This is a genomic window from Streptomyces flavotricini (assembly GCF_020639365.1).
Taxonomy (GTDB): domain Bacteria; phylum Actinomycetota; class Actinomycetes; order Streptomycetales; family Streptomycetaceae; genus Streptomyces; species Streptomyces flavotricini.
Genome location: NZ_JAINUL010000001.1, coordinates 5,670,305 through 5,685,286 on the forward strand (window position 1 = coordinate 5,670,305; position 14,982 = coordinate 5,685,286).

At 73.2% G+C, this 14,982-nt stretch carries 14 protein-coding genes; 5 read left to right on the top strand and 9 right to left on the bottom strand.

The features are described 5' to 3' along the window. Positions 1-7: 7 nt before the first annotated feature. From K7B10_RS25840 to K7B10_RS25855, 4 genes are read right to left on the bottom strand one after another with little or no spacing between them, the layout of a single operon-like run. Positions 8-1,168 (bottom strand): acyl-CoA dehydrogenase family protein, encoded by a 1,161-nt coding sequence (locus K7B10_RS25840; protein ID WP_229339532.1) that lies wholly within the window; start codon positions 1,166-1,168, stop codon positions 8-10. Between the two features lie 8 nt (positions 1,169-1,176). Continuing rightward, the gene (locus tag K7B10_RS25845) at positions 1,177-2,097 is read right to left on the bottom strand and encodes a hydroxymethylglutaryl-CoA lyase (RefSeq protein ID WP_229345412.1); all 921 of its coding nucleotides are present in this window, start codon (positions 2,095-2,097) and stop codon (positions 1,177-1,179) included. An 11-nt stretch (positions 2,098-2,108) separates the two neighbouring features. Then, complete coding sequence (locus K7B10_RS25850; protein ID WP_229339534.1) at positions 2,109-4,166, bottom strand: acetyl/propionyl/methylcrotonyl-CoA carboxylase subunit alpha; 2,058 nt, start codon at positions 4,164-4,166, stop codon at positions 2,109-2,111. A 16-nt stretch (positions 4,167-4,182) separates the two neighbouring features. Next, positions 4,183-5,799 (bottom strand): carboxyl transferase domain-containing protein, encoded by a 1,617-nt coding sequence (locus K7B10_RS25855; RefSeq protein ID WP_229339536.1) that lies wholly within the window; start codon positions 5,797-5,799, stop codon positions 4,183-4,185. 99 nt (positions 5,800-5,898) lie between these two features. On the opposite strand from K7B10_RS25855, the gene K7B10_RS25860 reads away from it, so the two are divergent. Then, positions 5,899-6,477 (top strand): SACE_7040 family transcriptional regulator, encoded by a 579-nt coding sequence (locus K7B10_RS25860; RefSeq protein WP_229339538.1) that lies wholly within the window; start codon positions 5,899-5,901, stop codon positions 6,475-6,477. A gap of 56 nt (positions 6,478-6,533) precedes the next feature. After that, the gene (locus K7B10_RS25865) at positions 6,534-7,340 is read left to right on the top strand and encodes a phosphatase (RefSeq protein WP_030868509.1); all 807 of its coding nucleotides are present in this window, start codon (positions 6,534-6,536) and stop codon (positions 7,338-7,340) included. Positions 7,341-7,387: 47 nt separating this feature from the next. Here the strand turns inward: K7B10_RS25865 and K7B10_RS25870 are convergent, their stop codons facing one another. After that, on the bottom strand, positions 7,388-8,248 hold the full coding sequence (locus K7B10_RS25870; RefSeq protein WP_229339540.1) for an SDR family NAD(P)-dependent oxidoreductase: 861 nt from the start codon (positions 8,246-8,248) through the stop codon (positions 7,388-7,390). Between the two features lie 78 nt (positions 8,249-8,326). On the opposite strand from K7B10_RS25870, the gene K7B10_RS25875 reads away from it, so the two are divergent. Continuing rightward, entirely contained in the window at positions 8,327-8,800 is a 474-nt protein-coding gene (locus K7B10_RS25875) for a MarR family winged helix-turn-helix transcriptional regulator (RefSeq protein ID WP_229339542.1), read from the top strand. A gap of 66 nt (positions 8,801-8,866) precedes the next feature. After that, positions 8,867-9,733, top strand: coding sequence for a DUF4253 domain-containing protein (locus tag K7B10_RS25880; protein WP_229339544.1), 867 nt, complete (start codon positions 8,867-8,869; stop codon positions 9,731-9,733). Positions 9,734-9,744: 11 nt separating this feature from the next. Here K7B10_RS25880 and tesB read toward each other — a convergent pair whose 3' ends face one another. From tesB to K7B10_RS25900, 4 genes are all read right to left on the bottom strand, one after another. Further along, complete coding sequence (gene tesB, locus K7B10_RS25885) at positions 9,745-10,623, bottom strand: acyl-CoA thioesterase II (protein ID WP_229339546.1); 879 nt, start codon at positions 10,621-10,623, stop codon at positions 9,745-9,747. 18 nt (positions 10,624-10,641) lie between these two features. Next, the gene (locus K7B10_RS25890; protein WP_229339548.1) at positions 10,642-11,799 is read right to left on the bottom strand and encodes an acyl-CoA dehydrogenase family protein; all 1,158 of its coding nucleotides are present in this window, start codon (positions 11,797-11,799) and stop codon (positions 10,642-10,644) included. Positions 11,800-11,968: 169 nt separating this feature from the next. Continuing rightward, on the bottom strand, positions 11,969-12,292 hold the full coding sequence (locus K7B10_RS25895; protein WP_229339550.1) for a hypothetical protein: 324 nt from the start codon (positions 12,290-12,292) through the stop codon (positions 11,969-11,971). Positions 12,293-12,422: 130 nt separating this feature from the next. Next, a complete protein-coding gene (locus K7B10_RS25900) occupies positions 12,423-13,889 on the bottom strand; it encodes a PucR family transcriptional regulator (RefSeq protein WP_229339552.1) in 1,467 nt (488 codons plus the stop codon). Positions 13,890-13,999: 110 nt separating this feature from the next. On the opposite strand from K7B10_RS25900, the gene speB reads away from it, so the two are divergent. Continuing rightward, a complete protein-coding gene (gene speB / locus K7B10_RS25905; protein WP_229339554.1) occupies positions 14,000-14,965 on the top strand; it encodes an agmatinase in 966 nt (321 codons plus the stop codon). The last annotated feature ends 17 nt before the right edge of the window (positions 14,966-14,982 follow it).

Below are 14,982 nucleotides of genomic sequence, written 5' to 3' on the forward strand. Positions count from 1 at the left end.
GGGTCCACTATCCGGCGAAGCCCAGCTCGCGGGCGATGAGCATGCGCTGCACCTCGCTGGTGCCCTCGCCGATCTCCAGGATCTTGGAGTCCCGCCACATGCGCGCCACGGGGTACTCGTTCATGAACCCGTAGCCGCCGTGGATCTGCGTGGCGTCCCGGGCGTTGTCCACCGCGACCGTGGAGGAGTACAGCTTCGCGATCGCCGCCTCCTTCTTGAACGGCTCCCCGGCCACGAGGCGCGAGGCCGCGTCCCGCCAGCCGATGCGGGCCATGTGGGCGCGCATCTCCATGTCCGCCAGCTTGAACTGGATGGCCTGGTTGTCGCCGATCGGCCGACCGAAGGCCTTGCGCTCCTTCGCGTACTTCACCGACTCGTCCACGCAGCCCTGGGCCAGACCGGTGGCGAGCGCCGAGATCGCGATGCGGCCCTCGTCGAGGATGCGCAGGAACTGGGCGTAGCCGCGGCCTTCCTGGCCGACGAGGTTGGCCAGCGGCACCCGTACGTTGTCGAAGGCCAGCTCACGCGTGTCCGAGGAGTTCCAGCCGACCTTGGAGTACGGCGCGGCCACCGTGAAGCCCGGGGTGCCGGACGGGACGATGATCGAGGAGATCTCCGGGCGGCCGTCCGCCTTGCGGCCCGTCACGGCGGTGACGGTGACCAGGCCGGTGATGTCCGTACCGGAGTTGGTGATGAAGCACTTCGAGCCGTTGATCACCCACTCGTCGCCGTCCTTGACGGCCGTCGTACGGGTGCCGCCGGCGTCGGAGCCGCCGTCCGGCTCGGTCAGGCCGAAGGCGCCGAGCACCTCGCCGGAGCACATCTTCGGCAGCCACTGCCGCTTCTGCTCCTCGGTGCCGAAGAGGTACAGGGGCATGGCGCCCAGCGAGACGCCCGCCTCCAGGGTGATCGCGACCGAGGAGTCGACCCGGGCCAGCTCCTCCAGGGCGATGCCGAGGGCGAGGTAGTCGCCGCCCATGCCGCCGTACTCCTCCGGGAAGGGCAGGCCGAACAGGCCCATGCGGCCCATCTCGCGGACGATCTCGTACGGGAACTCGTGCCGCTCGTACAGGTCGCCGATCTTCGGCGCCACGACGTCGTGCGCGAACGCCTCGACGGTGCGGCGGAGTTCCTCGTGCTCAGGTGTGAGCCGGTGGTCGAGGGCCATGGTGTTCGTTACTCCTTGTGGGAGAGGGCGCGGACGGTACGGGAGGGGCTGGGACGTCCCAGCTGTTCGGCCATCCACACGCTCGTGGCGGTGAGGGCGGCCAGGTCGACGCCGGTCTCGATGCCGAGACCGGCGAGCATCCACACCAGGTCCTCGGTGGCGAGGTTGCCGGTGGCGCTCTTCGCGTACGGGCATCCGCCGAGGCCGCCCGCGGAGGCGTCGACGGTGGTGACCCCGTGCTGCAGCGCGGCGAGGGTGTTGGACAGGGCCTGGCCGTAGGTGTCGTGGAAGTGCACGCCGATCCGGTCGGTCGGCACGCCCTCCTCGTTCAGCTCGCTGAGGAGGGTCTGGACATGGCCCGGGGTGGCGACGCCGATGGTGTCGCCGAGGCTGAGCTCGTCACAGCCGAGGTCGAGCAGGGCCTTGGCCACGCGGACCACCTGGTGGACCGGGACCGGCCCCTCCCAGGGGTCGCCGAAGCACATGGAGAGGTAGCCGCGGACGTGCGCCCCGCCCTCCTTCGCGCGGGCCACGACGGGCTCGAACATGGCGAGGGACTCGTCGACGGTCCGGTTGAGGTTGCGCGACGCGAAGGTCTCGGTGGCCGAGCCGAAGACGGCGATGCGGGTGGCCCCGAGGGCGAGCGCCCGGTCGAGGCCGCGCTCGTTGGGGACGAGGACCGGCAGGTGCACCCCGGGGAGGTCGCCCAGCTCCGGGAACAGCTGCTCGGCGTCGGCCAGCTGGGGCACCCACTTCGGGTGCACGAAGCTGGTGGCCTCGACGGTGGTGAGGCCGGCGGCGGCGAGCCGGTGGATGAACTCGGCTTTGACGGCGGTGGGTACGGCCGTCTTCTCGTTCTGCAGCCCGTCGCGGGCACCGACCTCGTGGATGCGGACCCGGGCCGGCAGCCCGGGGACCGGGAAGGTCATGGGCAGCCCGTTCACGCGCTCTCCTCCTTCTCGTCCTCGTCCGGGGTGACGACGGCCAGGACCTGGTCCATGGCGACGGTGCTGCCGGGGGCGACGTCCAGCTCGGTGACCGTGCCGGAGTGCGGGGCGGAGATGACGTGCTCCATCTTCATCGCCTCGACGACGAGCAGACTCTGCCCGGCCGCCACCTTGTCCCCGACGGCCACCTTGACGACGGTGACGGTGCCGGGCATGGGCGCGGCCAGTGTGTCGGCGCCGCCCCTCGCGTTCCCGGTGAGGGACGCGGTGACGGGGTCGTGGTCCTGGACGTGCCAGCTGTCCGCGTCGCGGCCGAGCCAAGTCCCCTCGGGGGACGCGGCGTACGTGAACTGGTGCGTGACCCCGTCCAGTTCGACCGTGAGGCGGTCGGCGCTGAGGGCGACGATCCGGCCGCGGGCCGGTGCGCCGGCGGCCACGAGGAGCTCAGTGGCAAGGCCGGAGCCCGGTCCCGCGGGACGGGTGCGGACCTCGACGGGGTCCTGGCCGGGGAGGCGGAAGTGGCGGACGGTCCAGGCCGGGGTACCGCCGAGGCGCCAGCCGTCGGCGGCCCCGAAGGGGTTCACCCAGCCCGGGTTCCCCGAGCCCCCGGCAGGGTTCCGGGAAGGGGCGGGGTGGGGGAGGGAAGCCTGGGCCAGCAGGGCCGCCGCCGCGTACACCTCGGGCGGCACGCCGTCCGGGAGCAAGCCGGACAGGTCCCGCTCCACCAGTCCCGTGTCCAGGTTCCCGGACACCACGTCCGGATGCGCCAACAGCCTCCGCAGGAAACCGGCGTTGGTCTGGACGCCCAGGATCACGGTGTCGGCGAGGGCGCCCCGCAGCATCCGCAGGGCCGTCGCCCGGTCGGGGCCGTGGACGATGACCTTCGAGAGCATCGGGTCGTACGTGGAGCCCGTGTCCACCCCGGCCAGCAGCCCGGAGTCCGTGCGCACGGCACCACCGGACGGCTCGGACAGCGCCAGCACCATGCCGCCGGACGGCAGGAACCCGCGCGCCGGGTCCTCGGCGCAGACGCGGGCCTCGACGGCGTGGCCGGTCAGGGTGACGTCGGCCTGCCCGAAGCCCAGCTCCGCGCCCGCCGCGACCCGCAGCTGCTGCTCCACCAGGTCCAGGCCGGTGATCAGCTCGGTCACCGGGTGCTCCACCTGGAGCCGGGTGTTCATCTCCATGAAGTAGTAGGAGGAGGGGTCGCCGCCGGGCACGATGAACTCCACCGTTCCCGCGCCGACGTACCCGCACGACCGCGCCGCCTCCACCGCCGCCGCGCCCATCGAGGCCCGCAGCTCCGGTGTGAGCAGGACCGACGGGGCCTCCTCGATCACCTTCTGGTGGCGCCGCTGCAGCGAGCACTCGCGCTCACCCAGGTGCACCACGTTGCCGTGCGCGTCCGCCAGAACCTGGATCTCGATGTGCCGGGGCCGGTCCACCCACCGCTCCACGAGCAGCGTGTCGTCGCCGAACGAGGACCGCGCCTCGCGGCGGGCCGCCGCGATCTCCTCGCCCAGCAGCCCGGCCTCGCGGACCAGCCGCATGCCCTTGCCGCCGCCGCCCGCGGACGGCTTGAGCAGCACCGGCATGCCGATCTCCTCGGCCGCCGCGACCAGTTCGGCGTCCGACAGCCCGCTGCCGGAGGAGCCCGGCACCACGGGCACGCCCGCCGCCTTCACCGTCTCCTTGGCCCGGATCTTGTCACCCATCAGGGAGATCGCCGAGGCCGGCGGCCCGATGAAGGCCAGGCCGGCCTCCGCGCAGGCGGCCGCGAAGGCCGCGTTCTCGGCGAGGAAGCCGTAGCCGGGGTGGACGGCCTCGGCGCCGGTGCGGCGGGCCGCGTCGAGCAGCCTCTCCACCGACAGGTAGCTCTCGGCGGCCGCCGCCGGACCGATCCGGACGGCCGTGTCGGCCTCCCGTACGTGCCGCGCGTCCGCGTCCGCGTCGCTGAAGACGGCCACGGACCGCACGCCGAGCTCCCGCAGCGTGCGGATGACCCGTACCGCGATCTCGCCCCGGTTGGCGACCAGAACAGTGCTGAACATCAGTGAGGTCCTCACGTCACATACGGAAGATGCCGAAGCCGCGATCGCCCAGCGGAGCGTTCGCGCACGCGGTCAGGGCCAGCCCCAGCACCTGCCGGGTCTCCATCGGGTCGATGACCCCGTCGTCCCACAGCCGCGCCGTGGCGTAGTAGGCATTGCCCTGTTCCTCGTACTGCGCCCGGACCGGGGCCTTGAAGGCCTCCTCGTCCTCGAGCGGCCACTCCTGGCCCGCGCCCTCGATCTGGTCCCGCTTGACGGTCGCCAGTACGGACGCGGCCTGTTCGCCGCCCATCACGGAGATCTTGGCGTTGGGCCACATCCACAGGAAGCGCGGGGAGTACGCCCGCCCGCACATCGAGTAGTTGCCGGCCCCGTACGAGCCGCCGACGACCACCGTCAGCTTCGGGACCCGCGTGCACGCCACGGCCGTGACCATCTTGGCGCCGTGCTTGGCGATGCCGCCGGCCTCGTAGTCGCGGCCGACCATGAAGCCCGAGATGTTCTGGAGGAAGAGGAGCGGGATCCCGCGCTGGTCGCACAGCTCGATGAAGTGCGCGCCCTTCTGGGCGGATTCCGAGAAAAGGATGCCGTTGTTGGCGACGATGCCCACCGGGTGGCCGTGGATCCGGGCGAAGCCGGTGACCAGCGTCTGCCCGAACTCGGACTTGAACTCCTGGAAGCGGGAGCCGTCCACGATCCGGGCGATGACCTCGCGGGCGTCGTAGGGGGTGCGCGAGTCGACCGGGACCGCTCCGTACAGCCCGTACGGGTCCACCTTCGGCTCTTCCGGCGCCTCGACCGACCAGGGCAGGGCCCCGCGCTCGGGCAGGGTCGCCACGATGTTCCGTACGATCCGCAGCGCGTGCGCGTCGTCCTCCGCGAGGTGGTCGGTGACGCCCGAGGTCCGGGAGTGGACCTCGCCGCCGCCGAGCTCCTCGGCGGTGACCACCTCGCCGGTGGCGGCCTTCACCAGCGGCGGGCCGCCGAGGAAGATCGTGCCCTGGCCGCGGACGATGACGGCCTCGTCGCTCATCGCCGGGACGTACGCGCCGCCCGCCGTGCAGGAGCCGAGGACGGCGGCGATCTGCGGGATGCCGGCGCCCGACATGCGCGCCTGGTTGTAGAAGATGCGGCCGAAGTGCTCCCGGTCGGGGAAGACCTCGTCCTGCATGGGGAGGAAGGCGCCGCCCGAGTCGACGAGGTAGAGGCAGGGGAGACGATTCTCCAGGGCCACTTCCTGCGCGCGGAGGTGCTTCTTGACGGTCATCGGGTAGTACGTGCCGCCCTTGACGGTGGCGTCGTTCGCGACGATCACGCACTCGCGGCCGCTGACCCGGCCGATGCCGGCGATGACCCCTGCGGCCGGGGCCGCGCCCCCGTACATCCCCTCGGCGGCCAGCGGGGCCAGCTCCAGGAAGGGGGATCCGGGGTCGAGGAGGGTGTCCACCCGGTCGCGGGGGAGCAGCTTCCCGCGGGCGGTGTGGCGGGCGCGGGCCTTCTCGCCGCCGCCGAGCCGGGCCGCGTCGAGCCGGGCGCGCAGCCCCTCGGTGAGCTCGCGGTGGGCGGCCTCGTTGGTCCGCCAGGCCTCGGACGCCGGGTCCGCGGCGCTCGTCAGCACTGGTGCCTGCTGCATCGGTCGAGCTCCCTTGCTCGGTGCACGCTGTTAATGAGCGTTAACGCATGTACAGCTTAGGTTAACGAGCGCTAACGGCCCTGTCTAGAATGGATTCCCATGAGCACCAGAGCCGCCGCCCCGACCCGTCGCGAGCAGATCCTCAGCGAGGCCGCCCGTCTCTTCGCCGCGCGTGGATTCCACGGCGTCGGCGTGGACGAGATAGGGGCCGCCGTGGGCATCAGCGGCCCCGGCCTCTACCGCCATTTCGCGGGCAAGGACGCCATGCTGGCCGAGCTGCTCGTCGGGATCAGCGAGCGGCTGCTGACGGGCGGCCGCCACCGGGTGGCCGAGGCCGCGGGCGACCCGGAGGGCGTACTGGCCTCCCTCATCGACGGCCACATCGACTTCGCGCTCGACGACCGGGCGCTGATCACCCTGCACGACCGGGAGCTGGACCGGCTGCGGGAGGCCGACCGCAAGCTCGTACGGCAGCTGCAGCGGCAGTACGTCGAGCTGTGGGTGGAGGTCGTACGGGAACTGCACCCGCAGGTCGGCGAGGCGGAGGTGCGGGTGGCCGTGCACGCCGTCTTCGGCCTGCTCAACTCCACCCCGCACCTGGCGGCGCTCGGCCGCGAGGCGACGGAATCCCTGCTGCGGCGCCTCGCGCACGGGGCGTTCGGGGCGCTGTCGGGGTGAGGCGACGCGTCCGCTGGTCGGAATGGCACCGGCGCCCGGGGCCCGGCGGCGGCAGAATGGGCCGCATGCCGAAGCCGATAGAGACGCACGTACCGACCCGCGCCGAGCTCGTCGACCATCTGGTCCGCACCCGGATCTCGGGTCAGGTCGCGACGCCCCGTGAGAACAACCTGTCGCACTACCGCAAGCTCGCCAACGGCGACCGGCACTACTGGCTGGGCCTGGAGCTGGGCGACCGCTGGACGGACGAGCAGGACGTGCTCGCCGTGATGGCGGAGCGGGTCGGGGTCGTCGACGACGCCGCGCACCGCTTCGGCCAGGACACCATCGACCCGGAGCTGACCGTCTCCGGCCTCGACCGGATGGCGGCGCGGCTGCGGAAGGCGGCCCTGGACCGGCAGAGCGTGCTGCTCGCCACGGGGCACCCGGGCGGGCTGCTGGACGTCCACCGGGCGACGGCGGCGGCGCTGCGCGCGGCGGGCTGCGAGATCGTGGTGATCCCGGCCGGTCTGGTCGCGGACGAGGGCTCGGTGTGGCAGTTCGCGGACGTCGCCGTGCTGGAGCGGGGCGCCACGCTGTGGCACACCCACTCCCCGGAGCCGATGGCCGCGATCCTGGACGGCCTCGCGGCGGCGAACCGCCCCCAGCCGGACCTGGTCGTCGCCGACCACGGCTGGGCGGGGTGCGCGGCGCAGCGCGGGCTGGACGCGGTGGGGTACGCGGACTGCAACGACCCGGCGCTGTTCCTCGGCGAGGCGGAGGGCACCCTCCAGGTGGCGGTCCCCCTCGACGACCACGTCCGCGACCCGCGCTTCTACGACCCGATGGTGGCGTACCTGCTGTCGTCGGCGGGTCTGCTCTGAGAGGTGCCCGGCGGGGCGTCGCCGCGGCCCCGCCGGTGTGCCTTCGGTTAGGCGAGCCAGCTCGTCATCTCGGTCTGGACAATCGAGCCGTCCAGGTCCGCGAGCTTCATGCCGACGAAGTTGCGCGCCCAGTCGGAGGTCTGGATGCGGAACGGCATCTTCTCGGCGGTCAGCGCGTCGATGACCGGCGCCGCCGCCTGCTCCGAGGTCTGGGCGGTGTCGCTGCCGAAGGACTGCAGGGCGTGGTTGATGTAGCCCTGCAGGGCCGGGGCGTACGGGCCCGCCTGGGTGAGCAGTGCCGGAATGTCGAGTCCGACGTTGTTCACGAACTCGCTGGCGACGGCGCCCGGCTCGATGACGGACACCTGGACGCCCATGGCCGCGGCGACCGGGGCCAGCGACTCCATGAAGCCCTCCACGGCGAACTTGGCGGCGCAGTAGGACTCGTTGAACGGCTGGCCGATGACGCCGCCGACGCTCGTCACGGTGATGACGCGGCCGCCCGAGGCGCGCAGGTGCGGGAGCGCGGCGCGGGTGAGCTCGGCGACGCCGAAGAAGTTGACCTCCATGACGTTCCGCAGCTGCTCCATGCCGTGCTGCTCGATGGTGCCCACGAAGCCCGCGCCCGCGTTGTTCACGACCGCGTCGAGGTGGCCGTGCTCGGCCACGACCTCGGCCACGCACGCCGCCACGGACTGCGCGTCGGTCACGTCGAGCCGCTTGACCTGGACGAGTTCGGTGACGCCGGCTTCGGCGGCGGCCTTGTTCAGGGCGTCGGCGCGGGTGGTGTCGCGCATGGTGGCGACGGTGTGCCAGCCGGCCCGGGCGGCGGCGACCGCGGCGGCCAGGCCGATGCCGGAGGAGGTGCCGGTGATGAGGACGGTCTTGGCGGCGGTGTCGGTGCTCATGGAAGGCTCCCTAGATTTGTGCGTGCACACACACATTAACGATGTGTGCGTGTGCACGCAACCCGGTATCCTTCCCGTATGGCGCACACGAATCTCAACCTGGACGGCCTCACCCCCCGCGACCACGCCTTCTACGGTCTGGTCTGGGCCGGGACCACCCTCACCGCCCGGGTCGACCAGGCGCTCACGCGCCGGCACGACCTGCCGCTGTCGTGGTTCGAGGTGATGCTGTGGCTGAGCGTCCAGAAGGATCCGGTCGCCCCGTCCGAGCTGGGCGCCCGGACCCTGCTCAGCCGCAGCCAGGTCTCGCGCGTCGCCGATTCGCTCCGCGCCCGCGGCCTGGTCGAGCGGGTCCCGTCCCCGACGGACGCCCGGTCCGTGGGCATCGCCCTCACCGAGGCGGGCCGCCGCGCCTTCGCGGAGGCCGACGCCACCCGCCGCGAGGCCCTCGCCGAGGTCTTCGACGACCGCCTCGACGACGCGGACATAGCCGCGCTGGAGGCGGTCTGGGCCAAGCTCAAGGCCAAGCCCGGGGCCAAGCCCGAGGCGTAGCCCTTCAGGCGCCACCGGCCCTTCCGGCACAGGGCGTTGTCAGTGGCCGGGGCTAGCGTCGAAGGCGTGACGACACCGCCGAAGAACCAGAACGCGCTGTCCCCGCTGGCCGAGGACCCGCAAGGCCGCGCCCTGGGGCTGGACCTGCCGCCCGGCACGATCGTCGACGGGCCCGCCGGGCGGACCCCGCTGTGGTCCCGGGCGCGGCGCGAGCCGTTGCTGTGGGTCTCCGACGAGCCCGTCGGCGTCGGCGTGCTCGCTGCCTGCCGCTCCCGCCTGGCCCGGACCGGCGCCGGCCTTCAGGCGGTACTGCTCCAGGAGCGGCGCGGCCTGGAGGAGTGGTGGAACCGCGGCGAGCTGTGCCCCGGTTCGATGTCCGACCCCGACGACCACCACGTCGAGCCGGTGCTGCGCGAGTTCTGGGCCGGGGTCGTCCCCGATCCGGAGGAGGGGGAAGGCCCCGACGGGGCCGGGCTCATGGCCCCCTTCGGCCGCGACTGGCCCGGCCTCGCGGAGCACCGGACCCCGCGGGAGGACCCGGAGGCGGTCGCCCTCGCCCTCGCCGACGAGCTGATCCGGGACGGGGTCCTGCCGGGCCCGCGGCTCGCGCTGGTCCCCGCCGCCCGGGGAGCCGACGTACCCACCGCGATGGGCTGGCAGGGTGCGGCGAACCACGAGAACGACACGGCGCTGCTCACCACCGTCATGCGCTCGTGGGAGGAGCGGTTCGGGGCCCGCGTCATCGCACTCGGCTTCGACGAGGTCCACCTGTCCGTGGCCGCCCCGCTCCCGACGAGGGTCGCGGCGCTGCCGGTCGCCGCCGAGCACTTCGCCTTCTGCCCCGACAACGTGTGGCAGGGCTCGGGCAGCGTCCGCGCGTATGCCGACGAGGCCGTGACCGGCGCGGAGCACTGGGCGTTCTGGTGGGACTGACGCAGTGGGCGTTAGGCGCGGGGGACGCGTACGACGCCCTCCTGGATGACGGTCACGGCGAGACGCCCGTCCTGGGTCCAGATCCGGGCCTGCCCGAGCCCGCGCCCGGCCGCGGCCGACGGGGACTCCTGGTCGTACAGCAGCCATTCGTCGGCGCGGAACGGCCGGTGGAACCACATCGCGTGGTCCAGCGAGGCGCCCACCACGTCGCCGACCGCCCAGCCGCCCCGGCCGTGCGCGAGCAGCACCGAGTCGAGCAGGGTCATGTCCGAGACGTAGGTGGCCAGGCAGGTGTGCAGGAGCGCGTCGTCGCTCTCCAGCTTCCCGGCCGTGCGGAACCACACCTGCGAGCGCGGTTCGACGGGCTTGCCGACGCTGCCCCAGGGCGGGACCGTCGCGTACCGCAGGTCCACGGCGTCGCGCGCCTCGATCAGCCGCTCCACCGTGCCCGGGTCGCGGAAGACCTCCCGGTACGCGGGCAGCGCCTCGGCGGCCGTCGGCAGGCTCTCCGGATCGGGTGCGTCCGGCATCGCGGCCTGGTGGTCCAGGCCCTCCTCGTACGTCTGGAAGGACGCGGAGAGGTGGAAGATCGGCTGGCCGTGCTGGACGGCGACGACCCGGCGGGTGGTGAAGGAGCGCCCGTCGCGGATCCGGTCGACCGCGTAGACGATCGGCGCGCCGGGATCCCCGGCGCGCAGGAAGTACGAGTGCAGCGAGTGCGCGGTGCGGTCCTCGGGCACGGTCCGCCCGGCCGCGACCAGGGCCTGGGCCGCGACCTGGCCGCCGAAGACGCGCGGTACCAGCGCCGAACGGCTGGTACCGCGGAAGATGTTCTCCTCGATCTGCTCCAGGTCGAGCAGATCGAGGAGCGTCGTCAGTGCCTCGTTCATGGAGTGGAGGCCAGGGCCTTACAGCCCCATCGCCTTGGCGATGATGGACTTCATGATCTCGCTGGTGCCGCCGTAGATGCGGTTGACGCGGTTGTCGGCGTACAGACGGGCGATCGGGTACTCGTTCATGTAGCCGTAGCCGCCGTGCAGCTGGAGGCAGCGGTCGATCACGCGGTGCGCGACCTCGGTGCAGAACAGCTTCGCGGAGGCGGCCTCGGCGGGGGTCAGCTCGCCGGCGTCCAGGGCCTCCAGGGCGCGGTCCGCGACGGCCTGGGCGGCGTCCACCTCGGCCTGGCAGGCGGCCAGCTCGAACTTGGTGTTCTGGAAGTGGGCGACCGGCTTGCCGAAGACGGTGCGGTCGGTGACGTACTGCTGGGCGAACCGGACGGCCGCGGCGGCCTGGGCGTACGCGCCGAACGCGATGCCCCAGCGCTCGGAGGCCAGGTTGTGGCCGAGGTAGTAGAAGCCCTTGCCCTCCTCGCCGAGCAGGTCCTCGACGGGGACCTTGACGTCGACGAACGCCAGCTCGGCGGTGTCGGAGGTGCGCAGGCCGAGCTTGTCGAGCTTGCGGCCGATGGAGTAGCCCTCGGACTTGGTGTCCACGGCGAAGAGGGAGATGCCGAAGCGGCGGTCGTCCTCGCGCGGGGCGGCGGTGCGGGCGCAGACGATCACGCGGTCGGCGTGCACGCCGCCGGTGATGAAGGTCTTGGAGCCGTTGAGGACGTAGTGCGTGCCGTCCTCGGAGAGCTTGGCGGTGGTCTTCATGCCCGCGACGTCGGAGCCGGTGCCCGGCTCGGTCATCGCGAGGGCCCACATCTCCTCACCGGAGACGAACTTCGGCAGGTACCGCTTCTTCTGCTCGTCGTCGGCCAGCATCTTGATGTAGGGGAGCGCGAGCAGCACGTGCACGCCGGAGCCGCCGAAGTTCACGCCCGCGCGGGAGGTCTCCTCGTACAGGACGGCCTCGAACTTGTGGGTGTCCAGGCCCGCGCCGCCGAACTCCTCGGGGACGTTGATGCCGAAGATGCCCAGCTCGCCGAGCTTGTAGTAGAAGTCGCGCGGAGCCTGGCCGGCCGCGAACCACTCGTCGTAGACGGGGACGACCTCGGCCTCTATGAAGGCACGGATGGTCTCGCGGAACGCTTCGTGGTCCTCGTTGAAAACGGTACGGCGCACAGCCGCCTCCTCGATCCTGTCGCCCGTCGCGCTGTCGCGCCGTGTCTAAGCGCTTGCTCAGACTATTAAGTTACCGGTGGGTCGGGTGGGCTGTCCAGAGTCGCGGAGGGGTACCGGGTGTGATGTCCGGCGCGGGCCGGCGGGGTGAGCCGTCGGCCCGCGCCGACCCTCACTTGCCGAGCACCTTGCCGGTCCACTGGCCGGCGGCGCCGTGCATCAGGGCCTCGTTGCCCAGGATCTGGGTGCCGGGCAGCGAGGCCATGCCGATGTCGCCGGCCGGCGCCGCGCCGTTGTGGGAGCCGACCGTGTTGTCGCGGCCGGCGTTGAACACGTCGTCGCCGGCCACCTGGTTCAGGTCGCCGAAGACGATCGAGTACGTGTTGTCGATCGGCGCGTACACGGTGAAGGTGTCGTCGGCGCAGGCGGCGGAGGCGCCGGCCAGGATGACGCCGCCGGCGGCGAGAGCGGTCAGGGCGAGGCGGATCGATCGCACGAGGGCACTGCCTTTCGAGGTGGGGGTGGGGGAGCAGTGCGAAGGTAGGCCGCCGCGCGGCGCGAGAAGGCGAGCCCGCCGCCGGGAGCGACGAGTCCATCCGTACGGCGCAGCCCCCCGCCCGGTCCGCTCAGGACTCCGGTGCCCGGGTCAGCGCGAACCACAACTCCATCCGGGCGTCCGGGTCGTCGAGATTGCGGTCGAGGAGGGCCGCGGCGCGGGCGATGCGCTGGCGGACGGTGTTGCGGTGCAGGCCGAGGGCGGCGGCGCTGCGGTCCCAGCTGCCGTGGTGCGCCAGCCAGGCGCGCAGGGTGTCCCGCAGGGCGGGGGAGAGCGGGCCGAGCAGGGCCTCGGCGTGGGCGCGGGCCTCGGCCGCGCCCACGAGCCCCGCGAGCCCGGGCTCGGTGTGCCGGGCCAGCGGGGTGCGGGCCGCCTCGGCGCGGTCCAGGGCCCGGCGGGCCTGCGCGTCGGCGGTGGACAGGGCGTCGGGGCCGGCCGGTGCGCTGACCCCGAGCCGCCACCCGGGCTGCGGGGCGGGCTCCCGGTCGGTGAGGAGCCGTACGGCCGGGCCGTCCGGGTCCAGCAGCACGGTGCCCAGCGCGGCGGCGAGGGCCTGCGGATCGGCGCCGCCTCGGGCGTGGACGGCGTACCAGGGCCCGGGCCCGCCCAGCGCCCCCGCGGGGGAGCCGCCGAGCAGCAGCCGGGCCAGCGCGGCGGCCTCGGCCCCGGCCGGCCGCTCCGCGGTGATCAGGGTCAGCAGGACGGCGGCGACGGAGGCGATGGTGTGGTCGCCGGGGACCCGGGCCGGGGTGGCGAGGGCCAGCACCCGGCCGCCGCCGACGGCGTAGACGGCGAGGTGCGTTCCGCGGGAGGCGTCGGTGGCGGTGGCCGCGGCCCCGCCCGCCACCCGCCGCGCCAGCTCCCGCACGGCGCCGAGCACCTCCTCCCCGACCCCGGCCCCGGCGGCCCGTACGATCCCGACCGCGGTCGAGGCGGGGGCCGTCGCGGGGCCCGGCGCCGGGCCGCCCGAGGGACCGGGCCCCGCGGCCGCGGCGCCGGCCGGGGTCAGGAGGGCGGCCCAGCCACCCAGGCTCGACGCCAGGCGGGTCAGGACCGCCGCGACCGGGTCGGGCCGGGCGGCCGCCGTGGCGAGCGATTGCTGGACCTCGGCGACCCGGCGCAGCTCCCGCGTACGGGCCTGCGCCATCAGCCGCCAGACGCTCCGGGCGACCGCCGTGAAGGGGGTCCGCGGCGGGACTTCCAGCAGAGGCAGCCCGTACCGCGCACAAGCCGCCGCCAGCGCCGCCGGCACCTCCTCGTGCACGGGCGCCACGCCGAAGCCGAGCGCCGCCGCGCCCGCGGCGACGAGCCCTCTCACGTAGCCGTCGGGGTCGGCCCCCAGCTCCGCGCCGGCGGTGAGCAGCAGCTCGCCGCCCAGCAGGTAGGGCGAGGGATCGGCCATCTCGGAGGCGTGCACCCCGTGCACATCGGCCTCGGCGGGCCCCGCGAGGTGGCGCAGCCCCAGCTCCCGGTCGGCGAGCAGCGCGGCCAGGGGGACCGGTGGGGTGGGCGGGGCCTCCATGGATGCTCCGTACATATCAGAGAGGGTTGATGGATGAAACGTACACTTCGCGCCCTCGTGGTGGCGGCTTACGCTCGAAGCACCGCACCGTCACCCCCCGCAGGACCTCCGGAAGGGCACCCCTCATGAGCACGCAGCCGCGCGGCCCCGTCGACTCCTCCCGCATTCCGCGCTACGCGGGCCCCGCGACCTTCGCCCGGCTGCCCCGCCTGGACGAGGTCGGCTCGGCTGACGTCGCCGTCGTCGGTGTCCCGTTCGACTCGGGCGTCTCGTACCGCCCCGGCGCCCGCTTCGGCGGCAACGCCATCCGCGAGGCCTCCCGCCTGCTGCGCCCGTACAACCCGGCGCAGGACGCCTCCCCGTTCGCGCTCGCCCAGGTGGCGGACGCCGGCGACATCGCGGTGAACCCCTTCAACATCAACGAGGCCGTCGAGACGGTCGAGGCGGCCGCGGACGAGCTCCTCGGTGCCGGCTCCCGCCTGATGACCCTCGGCGGCGACCACACCATCGCCCTCCCGCTGCTGCGCTCCGTCGCGAAGAAGCACGGCCCGGTGGCGCTGCTGCACTTCGACGCCCACCTGGACACCTGGGACACCTACTTCGGCGCCGAGTACACGCACGGGACCCCGTTCCGCCGCGCCGTGGAGGAGGGCATCCTCGACACCGAGGCGCTCTCCCACGTCGGCACGCGCGGCCCGCTGTACGGCAAGCAGGACCTGGACGACGACGCCAAGATGGGCTTCGGCATCGTGACCTCGGCCGACGTCTACCGGCGCGGCGCCGACGAGGTCGCGGACCAGCTGCGCCAGCGCATCGGCGACCGCCCGCTGTACATCTCGATCGACATCGACGTGCTGGACCCGGCGCACGCGCCCGGCACCGGCACGCCGGAGGCGGGCGGCATGACCTCCCGCGAGCTGCTGGAGATCATCCGCGGTCTGTCCTCCTGCAACCTGGTCTCGGCGGACGTCGTCGAGGTCGCCCCGGCGTACGATCACGCCGAGATCACCTCGGTCGCGGCCTCCCACACCGCGTACGAGCTGACGACGATCATGAGCCGCCAGATCGCCGCCGCGAAGAAGGCGAAGTAGGACCCGAGAAGGGCGAG

Coding starts and splice junctions, on each gene's coding strand:
- K7B10_RS25855 (WP_229339536.1), bottom strand. CDS start 5,799: ATGCAGCAGGCACCAGTGCTGACGAGCGCCGCGGACCCGGCGTCCGAG.
- K7B10_RS25850 (WP_229339534.1), bottom strand. CDS start 4,166: ATGTTCAGCACTGTTCTGGTCGCCAACCGGGGCGAGATCGCGGTACGG.
- tesB (WP_229339546.1), bottom strand. CDS start 10,623: ATGAACGAGGCACTGACGACGCTCCTCGATCTGCTCGACCTGGAGCAG.
- K7B10_RS25840 (WP_229339532.1), bottom strand. CDS start 1,168: ATGGCCCTCGACCACCGGCTCACACCTGAGCACGAGGAACTCCGCCGC.
- K7B10_RS25860 (WP_229339538.1), top strand. CDS start 5,899: ATGAGCACCAGAGCCGCCGCCCCGACCCGTCGCGAGCAGATCCTCAGC.
- K7B10_RS25900 (WP_229339552.1), bottom strand. CDS start 13,889: ATGTACGGAGCATCCATGGAGGCCCCGCCCACCCCACCGGTCCCCCTG.
- K7B10_RS25865 (WP_030868509.1), top strand. CDS start 6,534: ATGGGCCGCATGCCGAAGCCGATAGAGACGCACGTACCGACCCGCGCC.
- K7B10_RS25845 (WP_229345412.1), bottom strand. CDS start 2,097: ATGACCTTCCCGGTCCCCGGGCTGCCGGCCCGGGTCCGCATCCACGAG.
- K7B10_RS25870 (WP_229339540.1), bottom strand. CDS start 8,248: ATGAGCACCGACACCGCCGCCAAGACCGTCCTCATCACCGGCACCTCC.
- speB (WP_229339554.1), top strand. CDS start 14,000: ATGAGCACGCAGCCGCGCGGCCCCGTCGACTCCTCCCGCATTCCGCGC.
- K7B10_RS25875 (WP_229339542.1), top strand. CDS start 8,327: ATGGCGCACACGAATCTCAACCTGGACGGCCTCACCCCCCGCGACCAC.